This is a genomic window from Actinoallomurus soli, from assembly GCF_024055715.1.
Lineage (GTDB): Bacteria > Actinomycetota > Actinomycetes > Streptosporangiales > Streptosporangiaceae > Actinoallomurus > Actinoallomurus soli.
Window position 1 is genome coordinate 808,784 of record NZ_JAMXMV010000001.1, and the last position, 14,072, is coordinate 822,855.

A 14,072-nucleotide genomic window follows, 5' to 3' on the forward strand; every position below is an offset into this window, starting at 1 on the left:
CCGCACCACCAGAAATCCGAGGTCGCAGTGAGCCCCTGGAAGCGACGTCACCGTCTCGTCCTCACCGTCGCCGGACTGGCCGCCCTGGCCGCGCCGGCCCTGACCGTCCCGCCGGCCCTCGCCGGGACCGCCGCCGCGAAGGCGGTCGGGGCCCACCCGTGGGACGCCTACAACCTCTCGCCGAAGACCCGGACCGTACGGCCCACGGCGATCTACAAGACCAACGGGACCGTGACCGACCCGTCCGCCGTCCTGAGCGGTGAGACGACCCGGATCAGCGGCAACGGCTCGTACATCACCCTCGACTTCGGCAAGGACGTCGGCGGCCTGGTCACGCTGCACTTCGCCGGCTCCGACGGCGCGCAGCGGGTCGGCCTGGCGTTCAGCGAGTCCTCCGACTACGCTGGCACCGACACCGACGCCTCCACCGGCGGGCCGCGCAAGACCGACGGCAACCTCTACGCCGACGTGAACGGCCCGACCACCTACACCACGCCCGCCCAGTACCAGCGCGGCGGCTTCCGCTACCTGACGCTGTTCGTCGCGTCCGACGGTGCCGTCGACCTGGACGGCGTGTCCGTGCACTTCACCGCGGCGCCGGCGATGAAGCACCCGGCGCAGTACGCGAACTACTTCTACTCCAGCGACCCGCTGCTGAACCGCATCTGGTACGCGGGCGCCTACACCGTCCAGCTCAACACGATCGACCCGAAGACCGGCCGCACCTGGGAGCCGCCGGCCGCGCTGTGGGACAACACCGGCGACGTCGGCGTGGGCGACACCATCCTCGTCGACGGGGCCAAGCGCGACCGCACCGTCTGGCCGGGCGACCTCGGCATCGAGATCCCGACGGCGTACGCCGCCTTCAACGACACCGTCTCGGCGCGCAACGCGCTCACCACGATCTTCCAGCACCAGAAGAGCACCGGTGAGCTGCCGTACTCCGGGCCGATGATGAACAAGTACGGCTCCGACACCTACCACCTGTGGACGCTGTCGGCGAGCTACGACTACTACCGCTACACCGGCGACTCGGCGTGGCTGACGAGCGTCTGGGACGCCTACAAGCTCGGCGTCGACTACAGCCTCGCCAAGGTCGACGCGAACGGCCTGCTGTCCATCACCGGCACCGGCGACTCGGTCCGCATCCTCACCAAGGGCGAGAACTTCACCGCCAACGCCCTGCTGTGGCGGGTGCTGAACACCGGGTCGGAACTGGCCGCCGCGCGCGGCGACGCGGCGCTCGCCGCGTCGTACGCGAGCAAGGCGGCGGCGCTGAAGACCGCGATCAACAAGTACTTCTGGGACGACGCCGCCGGGGCGTTCAAGTACTACCCGACCCAGACGATCCATCCGCAGGACGGCAACTCCATCGCGGTCTGGTACGGCCTCGCCGACGCGGACCAGGCCCGGCGGATCAGCGCGCAGCTCGCCACGAACTGGAACGACGTCGGCTCCACCGCCCCGGAGAACAAGGGCAACCCCGGCGTCTTCTCCGGCTCGCTCGAGGTCAACGCGCACTTCGCGGCGGGCGGCCAGGCCGCCGACCAGGCCGGCGTGGACCTGATCCGCCGCGAGTGGGGCTACATGCTGAACAACCCGGAGGGCACCCAGAGCACCTTCTGGGAGTCCTACCGGGCGGGCGACACCTGCCTGTTCTGCAGCAACTACGTCAGCCTCGCGCACGGCTGGGCGACCGGCCCGACGCCGGCGCTCAGCTCCTACGTCCTCGGCGTCGCCCCCGACACGCCCGGCGGGACCACGTTCCACTTCATCCCGCACGTGGCCGACCTGACGTTCGCCCAGGGCCGGGTGACCACCGAGCACGGCCCCGTGGACGCCTCCTGGCGGATCCACAAGGGCGAGTTCAGCGCGCACCTCGCCGCGCCGAAGGGCACGACCGGCCGGGCCGGCGTACCGACGCTCGGCACGAGGATCCAGGTCTTCGTCAACGGGCACCTCGCCTGGAACGGCACCAAGGCCACGGCCTACGGCGCGCACACCGACGGCGAGTACGTCTACCTCGAGGGCCTGACCGCCGGTCACTACACGATCAAGACCACGGCGCTGGGGGGCAAGTGACCACGCGGAAGGGGATGAGCACGCCGTTCTCGCGGCGCGGGTTCCTCGGCGTGGCGGGCGGCGCGGTCGCGGCCGTCGGGCTGGCCTCACCGGCCCGTACGGCGCCGGCCGCGGACGGGAGCGCCGCCGTGGCGTCGGCGGCCCCGTCCGCCGCGCCGTTCCCGCTGAGCGGGGTCGCGCTGCTGCCGAGCCGGTTCTCCGACAACATGACCCGGACCTGCGCGTACCTGAAGTTCGTCGACGCCGACCGGCTGCTGCACATGTTCCGGGTCAACGTCGGCCTGCCGTCCACGGCGCAGCCGTGCGGCGGCTGGGAGGCGCCGAACGTCCAGCTGCGCGGCCACTCGACCGGGCACCTGCTGTCCGCGCTCGCGCAGGCGCACGCGAACACCGGCGACGACGCGTACGCCGCCAAGGCCCGCTACATCGTCGGCGAGCTGGCGAAGTGCCAGGCGGCGGCGCCGGCCGCGGGCTACACCACCGGGTATCTGTCCGCCTTCGAGGAAAAGGTTTTCGACCAGCTCGAGGCGGGCGGGAGCCCCTGGGCGCCGTACTACACCCTGCACAAGATCATGGCGGGACTGCTCGACCAGTACCAGCTCAGCGGCAACAGGCAGGCCCTCGACGTGCTGAAGGGCATGGCCGCCTGGGCCGACGCCCGCACGTCCACGCTGACCCACGACCAGATGCAGAGCGTGCTGCGCGTGGAGTTCGGCGGCATGAACGAGGTCCTGGCCAACCTCTACCTGCTGACCCGCGACCCGGCGCACCTGAGCACCGCGCAGCGGTTCGACCACGACGCGGTCTTCGGCCCGCTCGCCGCGCAGGAGGACCGGCTGGCCGGGCTGCACGCCAACACCCAGATCCCCAAGATCATCGGTGCGGTCCGCGAGTACGAGGCCACGGGCGACACCCGCTACCTCGACATCGCGCGGTTCTTCTGGAAGACGGTCGCCGAGCACCACAGCTACGCCATCGGCGGCAACGCCAACGCGGAGATGTTCTGCCCGCCGGACCAGATCGTCTCCCAGCTCGGCGAGAACACCTGCGAGAACTGCAACAGCTACAACATGCTGAAGCTGACGCGGCTGCTGTTCTTCCACGACCAGCGCCCGGAGTACATGGACTACTACGAGTGGACCCTGTACAACCAGATGCTCGGCGAGCAGGACCCCGAGTCCGCGCACGGGTTCTGCACCTACTACACCGGCCTGTGGCCCGGCACGCAGCGGCAGGTGAAGGGCGGGCTCGGCGCCGACCCCGGCAGCTACAGCAGCGACTACACGAACTTCTCCTGCGACCACGGCACCGGCATGGAGACGCACACGAAGTTCGCCGACTCCATCTACTTCCGGACCGGCCACACGCTGTTCGTCAACCTGTTCATCCCGTCCGAGCTGGAGTGGGCCGAGCGCGGCGTGCGCATCCGCCAGGAGACCCGCTTCCCGGACGAGGAGACCACCCGGCTCACCGTCAGCGGGGAGGGCAGATTCAGGATGAAGATCCGCATCCCGGGCTGGGCGCGCCACGCCCGGGTCCGGATCAACGGCCAGAACGCCGGCGCGGCCCCCTCCGGGAAGTACCTCAGGATCGAGCGGCGCTGGCGCGACGGCGACACCGTCGAGGTCACGCTGCCGATGGGCCTGGACTGGCGCAAGGCCCCGGACAACCCGCAGGTCCAGGCGCTCAGCTACGGCCCCGTCGTCCTCGCGGGCGGGTACGGCGGCACGCGGCTCACGACGATCCCGGCGATCGACCCGGAGTCCGTACGGCCCGGCGGCGACGACCTGACGTTCACCGCGAAGGCGGGCGGCTCCGACGTGACCCTCATCCCGTTCTCCGAGATCCAGCACCAGCGCTACACCGTGTACTGGGCGGTGCCGCCCGGTCCGGCCAAGCCGCGCCTGACCGCGCGGTACCCCTTCGACGAGGGGAGCGGCACGACGTCCAAGGACGCGACCGAGACCTGGCCGGACGCCACCCTCGTCGGCGGCGCGACCTGGTCGGGCGACGGCGCGGTCGCCCTGGACGGCAAGGACGGGCACGTCCTCCTGCCGCCCGGCCTGATCAGCGGCATGGCGGCCCTGACCATCACCGCCTGGGTGAACCCGGCGGAGCTCGCCAACTCGGCCCGCGTCTTCGACCTGGGCTACCACAAGGACACCTACCTGTTCCTCACCGTGCGCACCGGCCTGGGCAGGGCCCGCTTCGCCATGAAGATCGCCGGGATGTCCGCCGAGGACTACGTCGACGCCGCCGGCCCCATCCCGGCCGGCGCCTGGACCCACGTCGCCGTCACCATCGCCGACGGCAGCGCGGTCCTGTACTTCGACGGCGCGGAGACCGGCCGCAACGACGCTCTCGTGATGAGCCCGCTGCTGCTCGGCGCGACCCAGCTGAACTACCTCGGCCGTTCGCAGAACAAGAGCCACCCGTACCTGCACGGCCAGGTGGACGACTTCCGCGTCTACAACCACGCGCTGAGCGCCGCCGACGTCGCTGCGCTGCACGCCCAGGGAAGGAACTCGTGAGCACCACCCCTCTGCGGCGGATCTCCGCGGTCGCCGCGATCGTGGCCGCGTGCGGCACGGCCACGGCCGTGCCCGCCCTCGCGGCCGCCAGCCCCGCCGTCACCGGGCTGCGGGCCGGTGACCTGTCCGACCGGCTCGGCATCGAGGACACCACCCCGCCGCTGACCTGGCAGCTGACGAACTCCGGCACGGACATCACCCAGGACGCCTACCAGATCCAGGCCGCGACCAGCGCGGACGGCTTCGACGACCCCGACCTGTGGGACACCGGCCGGGTCGCCTCCGCCGACCAGCGCGTCGACTACGCGGGCAAGGCGCTCGGCAGCCGCACCCGCGTGTACTGGCGGGTCCGTGTGTGGACCACGCGCGGCGGCGTGTCGGACTGGAGCGAGCCGGTGTGGTTCGAGACCGGCCTGACCTCGGCCAAGGACTGGTCGGGCCAGTGGATCACGCACCCGGACTGGCGGTTCAAGGAGAAGCGGCCCGACCCGATCGTGGTGAAGCTGCCCGAGACGACCGCGCGCTACGTCCGGCTGAACGTGACCAGGCTGGGCCTGCCGCTGGTGGAGAACCTGCCGGACAAGACCTACCGGCTGCAGCTCGCCGAGCTGGAGGTCCGCGACTCCTCCGGCACCAACCTGGCCGCCGGTACGACGGTCACGAGCAGCGACACCGGCAACCAGGTCAACCACAAGTACCTGCCGAAATACCTGACCGACGGCACCGAGACGACCGACCAGGAGCTCGCGGGCTGGTCCAGCTCGGCGTACACCTCCGCCGACGTCTCCGCCAAGCCGATCACGCTGACCGTCGACCTGAAGTCGGTCAAGACGTTCGACCAGGTGCTGCTGTTCCCGCGCACCGACGTCCCGGCGGCCGGGGACAAGGTCCCGTTCGCGCCCGTCGACTACTCGGTCTCGACCGCCGACGACGTGGGCGGGACGTTCACGACCCAGAAGACGGTGACCGGCCAGGAGCCGCCGCGGTCGCCGGTCCCCGAGGCGATGCCGATCTTCGCCAAGGACTTCTCGCTGCCGTCCGGCATCCGCTCGGCCCGCCTGTACGTCGCCGGTGAGGGCGTCTACGAGGCCGCGCTGAACGGCCGCCAGGTCGGCGACGCCGTCCTCGAACCGGGCAACACCGACGTCACCGACCAGGTGCCGTACGCGACGTACGACGTCACGAAGCTGCTGCGCGAGGGCGACAACGCCATCAGCATGAAGCTCGGCAACGGCACCGCCAACGTCATCTCCACCGTCGACCGGTACCGCAAGTTCGCCCTCACCCAGAGCGACCCCGAGCTGATCGCCCAGCTCGAGGTCACCCTGGCCGACGGCAGCGTGCGCCGCATCGTCAGCGGCACCGACTGGCAGACCACGCTCGGCGGCACGACCTTCTCCAACTGGTACGGCGGCGAGGACTTCGACGCCCGCCGCGAGCCGACCGGCTGGGAGCGCCCCGGCGCCAAGCGCGACGGCTGGGGCCAGGCCATCGCGGTGCCGGGTCCGGGCGGGGCGCGTGCTGACTCCGACCCCCCTACGGGGGCCCACCCCCTCCTCACGGGCCGCCTCCAGGAGCCGGTGCGCGTCCAGGAGACCCTCCAGGGCGCCAAGGTCGGGTCCGGCAATGGCTACCAGGTCTTCGACCTCGGCCGGAACATCGCCGGCTGGCCGGAGCTGACCATCCAGGCACCGGCCGGGACGACCGTGCGGATGTACCCGTCCGAGAGCCTCACCAACGGCCGCGCCAACCAGTCGACCAGCAACGTCGGCGCCCCGATCTGGGACGAGTACACGACCAGGAGCGACGGCACGGAGACCTGGCACCCGCACTTCTCCTACCACGCGCTCCGCTACGTCGAGCTGCGCGGCGTGCCCGACGGCGCGACCGTCTCCGTCCGGGGTCTGGCGCTGCACGCCGACAACGCCTCGGCCGGGTCGTTCTCCTCGTCCAACGACGTGATCAACGGGATCCACACGCTGATCCGGCGGGCGATCGAGAACAACATGCAGAGCATCCTCACCGACTGTCCGAGCCGGGAGAAGCTCGGCTGGCTGGAGCAGGACCAGCTCGTCTACGGCTCCCTCGTCGACAACTACGACCTGGCGGCCCAGCTCCGCAAGGTCGTACGGGACATGGCCGAGGCCCAGACCGACACCGGCCTGATCCCGTCCACGGTGCCGGACTACACGGTGCTCGCCGGCGCGTACCGCGACGACCCGAACTGGGGCGGCGCGTTCGTCGTCGGGCCGTGGAACCTGTACCAGACCTACGGCGACGCCGACACGATGGCCACGTACTACTCGGCGATGCAGAAGTACGCCTCCTACCTGGAGGCCCGCGCGGTGAACGGGCTGACCGACTACAGCCTCGGCGACTGGTACACCCCGGACCGGACCTTCCCGAAGTACGTGTCCGGGACGTACGGCTACTGGCGGGTCCTGGACACCATGTCCAAGATCGCCGGCGCGCTCGGCAAGACCGATGACGCGGCGGCCTACCGGGCCAAGGCGGACGCCGGCGCCAAGGCCCTCGCCGACAAGTACTACGACCCGGACACCGGCACGTTCGCCGGCGGCGGCCAGGGCGCCGAGGCGCTCGCCCTCGACATGGGCGCCGTCCCGTCGGACCAGCGGCAGCGGCTGCTCGACCACCTGGTCGCCGGCATCCAGGCGGCCGGGTACCACCTGCTGCTCGGCGAGATCTCGCTGCCCAGCGTGTTCCGCGTGCTGCCCGACGACGTGATCTACAAGATCGCGACGCAGACGACCAGCCCGAGCCTCGGCTACCAGGTCGTGCACGGCAACACCACGCTCGGCGAGAGCTGGGACGGCGGCAGCGGCCAGTCGCAGGACCACTTCATGCTCGGCTCGATCGACGCGTGGTTCACGAGCGACCTCGCCGGCATCCGGCAGGCGCCCGGCTCGACCGGCTTCCGCAGGCTGCTCATCGCCCCGTCCGCCGTCGGCGACCTGACCCACGCCGAGGGCCGCTACCGGACCCCGTTCGGCGAGGCCCGGTCGGAGTGGACGAAGACGGACGACGGCGGCATCCGGCTGAAGGTCACCGTCCCGCCGGGCAGCTCCGCCGAGGTGCACGTCCCCGGCTCCGGCGAGGTCCGGCAGGTCGGTTCCGGCGTCTGGGTCTTCCACTCCAAGTGACCCCTGCGCCGCTCCCCGCCCGCGTCCGTGCGGGGAGCGGCACATCACCGACATGACCGCGGCCGACCGGGCCGCGTGTTCGCAAGGGAGGATGTCACGTTGAGAAGGCGTTTCCTCGCGGCCCTGACGGCCGCCGGAGCCGCGACCACCGCGGTGGCCGCGCTGCTGCCCGCACCGGCCTGGGCCGGGGAGAACCACGCGCCCCAGGCCCCGACCGGCCTGACCGTGGGCGACCAGACCCGGCCGCTCGACGTCGAGGGCAGCCCCGAGTTCGGCTGGCTGCCCCGCGACGTCGACCCCGGCGAGGTCCAGAGCGCGTACGAGATCAAGATCTCCGCCGGGGACAGGACGGTGTGGGACAGCGGCAAGGTCGCCTCGTCCCAGGAGTCGTACGTCCCCGGGCCGGGCGACCTGCCGCACGGGAGCGGCTTCACCTGGACCGTCCGCACCTGGGACCGCGGCGGCGAGGCGTCGCCCTGGGCGAAGCCCGCCGAGTTCGACACCGGGATCGCCGACGCCGACTGGCAGGCGAGCTGGATCCGCCGCACGACGGGGGAGAAGGACGACTACACCTACGCCCGCAAGGAGTTCGCGGTCGGCGCGAGCCCGATCGTCCGCGCCCGCGCGTACGTCGCCGCGAGCCAGCAGTACGACCTGCACGTCAACGGCAGGCTGGTCGACCGCGGCGCGGCGTTCTCCTACCCCGGCGAGGGCTACTACAAGGCCGTCGACATCACCCGGCTGCTCAAGCCGGGCAAGACGGCCGCCGTCGGCGCGCTCTACCACTGGTACGGCCCCGGCCAGGGCCGCCCGTCCGGCGAGCCCGGCCTGCTGATGCGCGTCGTCGTCGACCACGCCGACGGCTCGCGCGAGGTCGTCGTCACCGACGGCTCCTGGAAGGTCGCCCGCGCCAACTGGAAGACCACGAAGTACCGCAACGGCGACGGCCGCGACTACATCGAGGACATCGACGGCACCACCGAGCCGCTCGGCTGGGACAAGGCCGGCTTCGACGACTCCTCCTGGACGGCGCCGCAGGTCGTCGGCGCCCACCCGGCGGGCGTCTTCACCCACCTGCAGGGCCAGGAGTCCGCGCTCGCGTACGAGACGGTCCACCCGGTGACGGTGACCAGGCTGGCCTCCGGCGCGGTCGTCGCCGACTTCGGCAAGATCATCCCGGCGGTGCCCGTCGTCCGCTTCGAGAACGGCGTGAAGGGCACGGCGGTGACGATGACCGCCGGCTACCTCCTGGCCGGCGACGGCACGGTCTCCAACTCCAAGCACGACAACCAGTCCACCGACCTGACGTACGGCTACACCGAGCGGGACGGCGACCAGACGGTCCGCTACTACACCTACGAGGGCTTCCGCTACCTGCAGATCGACGCCGACGTGCCGGCCGACGACATCAGCGCCATCGTCCAGCACACCGACGTGCCGTCCCGGACCCGGCTGAAGACCTCGAACAGCGGCGTGGACGCGGCGTACGACCTGATGCAGCGGTCGGCGCTGTACGACTCGCAGGAGCAGTTCCTCGACACGCCGACCCGGGAGAAGGGGCAGTTCCTCGGCGACTCGGTCGACGTCTCCCTCGCCACCATGTCCGGCTGGGGCGAACGCCGCCTCACCCGCAAGGCGATCCGCGAGTTCATCGCGTCGCAGACCCGCTACTGGCCGGACGGCCGGCTGAACGCCGTCTACCCGAACGGCGACGGCAAGCGCGACATCCCGGACTACACCGAGATGTTCCCCGGCTGGGTGTGGGAGTACTACCTGCAGTCCGGCGACGCGGGCACCCTGAGCCAGGCGTACCCGGTGATGGCGGCGGTGGCCGACTACGTCCGCCGTTACATCGACCCGTCGACGGGCCTGGTCACGAAGCTGGCCGGCGGCTCCGGCGCGTACCTGAACGGCATCATCGACTGGCCGAACCGGTACGGCTACGACACCGACGCGGTGGCCCGCACGACCGTGAACGAACTCGCCGTCGACGTGCTCAACGCCACCGCCCGCGCGGCCAAGGCCCTCGGCAAGGACTCGTCGTCGTACGAGCGCGACGCCGCGACGCTGACCACCGCGATCAACGGCAAGCTGCGCCGCGCGGACGGCGTCTACATCGACGGCCTGGAGTCGGACGGCTCGCAGAGCACGCACGCCTCCCAGATCGCCAACGCCTACGCGGTCGCGTTCGGCCTCACCTCCAACGCGAAGGTGACCGACTACGTCGCGAGCCTCGGCCTGCAGATGAGCCCGATGACCGTCCACTGGCTGATGGCCGCCCTGGCCGACCGCCCGGAGGACTTCGTCACCCGCCTCACCGACCCGAACGGCATCGGCTACGGCAGGATCCTGGCGTCCGGCGGCACGTTCACGTGGGAGTCGTGGGAGGCCCCGCAGACCGGCGACAGCCTGTCGCACGGCTGGGGCGCGTCCCCGGTGATCGACGTCCAGCAGGACCTGCTCGGCGTCGCGGTCACCGCGCCCGGCGCGGCGGCGATCCGCGTACGCCCGCCGGCGTCCGGCCTGACCTCGGCCTCCGGCACCGTCCCGACCCAGCGCGGCGACGTCCACGTGTCCTGGCACCGCTCGGGTGACAAGATCACCGTGTACGTCGACGTCCCGGTCAACGTCACGGCCGAGATCGACCTGCCCACCACCGGCACCGTCAAGGTCAAGGGCGAGGCCGACTACGTCGGCCGGCAGAACGGCCGCACGGTCTACAAGACCGGCTCCGGCCCCCACACCTTCACCGCCCAAGGCTGACCCGACACCAGACCGCCCGCCTCTCCTTCGAGAAGAGGCGGGCGGTCTCGTCGGAGAGCACTCGGATCACCTTTCGGGAAGCACCAAGGGCGCCGCCGTTGAGATCCACTGGCGGTTGCTGTTCTTAGGCCGCAGCAACCGCCAGTGATCTTCCAGGCTCGCCCGCACCCTCGGCCGGGAGGGTGTCAGATGCCGATGGTCACGGTCCCGACGTCCGTGAGCTGGGAGACGCCGGTGCTGCCACAGGCGGTCAGGTCCGGTTCCAGCCCGGTGCCCGTCGACTTCGCAGGGTCAGACGTGAACGTCCCCGACGTGATCGCGCCCAAAGCCACGACGACGATGTTGCCGTTGACCCGGCTGACGACCCGGTTGTAGGAGAACGTGCTGGGCGCAATGGCACTGTTGTTCCAGTGGAACACGCGGGTGCCGCTCCCCGCAGACAGGACGCTCGTGCACGTGGCGTTCGGCGCGGTGCCGGACTCGGCGTAGTAGCCGGTGGGAGCCGAGCTGCTGGTGCAGTCGAAGAGCTGCCCGCTCACGGTGAACGTCACCGTCTGCGGAGTGGTGGTCAGCGGCGGGCTGTAGGTGACGACCTCGCTGAGCGCGCAGACCTGGTCCAGCCCGATCGCGTGCGCGGCCGGAGCGGCTCCCACTAACACGGGTGCCACGACGGCCAGACATGCCGCGGTCGCTGCGGCGGTTCCTCGGGCGATCCTCACCATGGCCCCCTCAATCGCGTCTCTACGCTTCGCTTATGCGTAGCTTCGGACGGTAAGGAGTATGCGTGCCGGATGCGGCGGGGGGCAATGCGCGTACGCCTCTGAGACCGGAACCGGCCGCGCCGAGCGACGTAGAGTCAAGACCTCGACGGAGAGAAGCAGCGTAGCGATCCTGCAAGTAGCGGTGGTGGTACCAACGTCCCGCGGACACTTCGCACCACCACTCGCCTCCGCGTCAGCCCCCAAGCGGCTCGAATCGGAGAGCACGTCCGGGATCTGAGGCTAGGCGTCAGAGGTGTCGCCATCTCTGATGCACGTGCAGTACCTCCAGCGCCCATTGAGCGTCACGCTCGTCTTTCGCTTCCGGGAAGGGACGCGATAGGGCGACGCAAAGCTCTGGGTAGAGACGGTGCATGTATCGATCGCCGGCAATTATGAGGGCAGAGAGTAGTGGGTCGCCAGGGTTCGTTTGCTCCTCGACCTTCGCCAAGAGTTCAATACGGCCTTGTGAGTCGGTCGGTAGTTCGTGCTTGATGGCTTTCGTCAGTTGTCGCCAGGTGGTTGTTGATTGATTCCTTGCAGTAGTCTCAAGTGCTTCGCGTATACGTGCTGCAAGTTCATCTTCTCCCGGCTGTCGTTCTTCTTTGCTCGGTGTCTCCTGCGCTTCGGGTGCGGGATTCGATACCTCGGGAGGTGCGGCCTTGGTCTTCGCGGATTCTTCCGCCTCCTTCGGGGAACTTTTCTTGATCACCCGCCGATTTCTCAACCTTCGGACCGCAAGCCATCGATCGGCCCTCCAAACCCACTTGTCATAAGCCCAAACGCGAGGCTTGCCCGGGCGCTTGTCCAAGGCTGCGATGAGGTCAACTCGTAGTGCGGACACTGACTCTTCATCTTCGAGTTTCATTGCCCGACGAAGATGATTGATGATTTCAACAGGGTTGCTGCTTCTCTTAGTCCGGACCTCGGCTAGAGAGATCAGATTCCGAGAGTGATCGATCTGTCGTTTGATAGCGTCAACTTGTGTGATGGGGACCTTTGGGAACAGCTCAAGCGCTGCTGCGTGGAACTGATGTGCGTCCTTAGGGTTATCTTCCATCGAGGCGGCTATCGCCAGGTTGATCCACTCTTCGATCTCTTCAATCATCTCCTCATCGCTGAGCGCGGGAGCCTCCCGCGCCTCCTCGAGATCTACGTCCTCACGCTCGGGAGTCACCTGCTCGCGTTCTTCCGAGTGAGTAACGCTTCTCGGCTCTACCGTAGTCGGCGATGAAGGAGTGTCCGGAGTGATGTCGGCATGCGCTGGATGATCTACTAGGGCTTCCGATGGACTCTTGATTGCTACGCCCAACGGAGGTTTAACGGCGGATTGTTCGGGAGCCTCATCAATTGGCTCGAGTGCTTGCGTGTAAAACTTCCATGCGATTTTTCCCTTACTGCCAACGAGCGCGTCGACCGTGCTCGGTGAGGTCAAGCGGTAGCGGTGGCCGGCACGGAGGTCGCTCACCTGGCGCGGAAGGAACACCTGGATGCTTAGCTCGCGGTAGCCGCTGATGCCGCCCTTTACGGTCGCCATCACGGAATGCAGTTGCCGTTTCTGGTGCGTGATCCGCGTAGGGATCGTGCTCTGCGCGAGTGGTGCGATGATGAGATTGTCTACAGCGATTGGGAATCCGGGGTAATCCTTAGGTTCCGCGGCCGGTTCTTCCTGTTTCGACTTATCTGGCTTGATCTGCTTGGGGGCGGGCTGAGTGGCTTTATTGAGTCGACTCTGGCCGTATCGGCGTGCATCGTCGATGTAGGGCGTCCATATTCCGTGCTCTGTAAGCGTGCACTCGGAAAGGTCTGACCAGTGAACGACATGACCGCGGCGCTGGACGCCGACTCTGACAGAGCGTTCCGTGCCAACTGAATCGCAGCGCACTCGGAGGACGAAACCCTGTTCTTTGAATACGTGATCGACGGGAAGCTTGTCGGCGAAGACCCAGTTCACCTTATCGGCCACTTTTTGCAGTGCTCTGTTGCGGGTCTTCCACTCGCTCATGGATTGACGCGAAAAGTCGTCGCGAAGAGATACTTCGAATGCGAACTCCTTATCGACGGAGAAGGTGAGGCCAGTGCATACACCGCCCTCACCTGGGAGCTTCCCATTGATCGATACGTCCTTGACGAAGCGCCCCTGGCGTTCGATCCATTGCGTTATTTCGCGGCGAATGTAGAGATGATCGGCGCTCGCCTCGTCTGTATTTGTCCGCCGGCAGCGAACGATAGTGTCATCATTGTCGGGAGTATGGGCGAAGTGCGGAACGCGAATGGATCCGATGCGGGTATAGAGACGGCGTCCGCAACCGCCGATCCATTGCCCGCAGTAAAAGCTATCCGGGTCATATCCTTCTCGAAGGAGTTTTGCGTCAGCTCGATCAAATGGCATGAAAATGGGGTCGAGAGAATTCGGTCCGCCGTAGACTGCGGTCTGGACCTTTCGAGTGTCATGCATCCTGAATGCCTATCTATCAGCATCGGAGGGGGCGCGCCGGAGTATGAATCAGACGCCATCGCGGGCATCTGAGCGGTGACATGCTGCGGCGTAAGCCATTGACCGGTTCTTGGGTGATGGCACCTGGCTTGATCTCGACAGAGGGGGTGGGTGCGCCACTCATGTATCAGATCTGCCGCCGGGATCGCCGGACCGGTACGCCCTCGAGTGCGCCGCAGTCGTCCTGTCGCTAATAACGTCTGCTTTGAGCGTGCACTAGGCGTTTCCGATGAAGTCGAACCATGAGGTGGACATGTTACGCCCTAGGACTCTGTCGTGA

At 68.4% G+C, this 14,072-nt stretch carries 6 protein-coding genes; 4 read left to right on the top strand and 2 right to left on the bottom strand.

The genetic code is table 11. From position 1 onward, the window contains the following. Positions 1–27: 27 nt before the first annotated feature. The 4 genes from NDW01_RS03710 to NDW01_RS03725 all read left to right on the top strand — a co-directional run bounded on the left by NDW01_RS03710 (position 28) and on the right by NDW01_RS03725 (position 10,537). Positions 28–2,082, top strand: coding sequence for an alpha-L-rhamnosidase-related protein (locus NDW01_RS03710; RefSeq protein WP_252816563.1), 2,055 nt, complete (start codon positions 28–30; stop codon positions 2,080–2,082). Continuing rightward, positions 2,079–4,613: a glycoside hydrolase family 127 protein gene (locus NDW01_RS03715; protein ID WP_252816565.1), complete on the top strand. Its 2,535-nt coding sequence runs from the start codon at positions 2,079–2,081 to the stop codon at positions 4,611–4,613. The genes NDW01_RS03710 and NDW01_RS03715 overlap by 4 nt, the downstream gene beginning before the upstream one ends. Then, the gene (locus NDW01_RS03720; protein WP_252816567.1) at positions 4,610–7,774 is read left to right on the top strand and encodes a family 78 glycoside hydrolase catalytic domain; all 3,165 of its coding nucleotides are present in this window, start codon (positions 4,610–4,612) and stop codon (positions 7,772–7,774) included. The genes NDW01_RS03715 and NDW01_RS03720 overlap by 4 nt, the downstream gene beginning before the upstream one ends. Positions 7,775–7,873: 99 nt before the next feature. Continuing rightward, entirely contained in the window at positions 7,874–10,537 is a 2,664-nt protein-coding gene (locus NDW01_RS03725) for a family 78 glycoside hydrolase catalytic domain (RefSeq protein ID WP_252816569.1), read from the top strand. Between the two features lie 185 nt (positions 10,538–10,722). Here NDW01_RS03725 and NDW01_RS03730 read toward each other — a convergent pair whose 3' ends face one another. Continuing rightward, positions 10,723–11,205 (bottom strand): hypothetical protein, encoded by a 483-nt coding sequence (locus tag NDW01_RS03730; protein WP_252816571.1) that lies wholly within the window; start codon positions 11,203–11,205, stop codon positions 10,723–10,725. Positions 11,206–11,545: 340 nt separating this feature from the next. Beyond that, positions 11,546–13,753, bottom strand: a complete 2,208-nt coding sequence (locus NDW01_RS03735) for a competence protein CoiA family protein (RefSeq protein ID WP_252816573.1) — start codon at positions 13,751–13,753, stop codon at positions 11,546–11,548. Positions 13,754–14,072 lie beyond the last annotated feature (319 nt).

Bases quoted from the DNA above. Each gene is read 5' to 3' on its own strand.
- NDW01_RS03735 (WP_252816573.1), bottom strand. From the start codon at position 13,753: ATGCATGACACTCGAAAGGTCCAGACCGCAGTCTACGGCGGACCGAAT.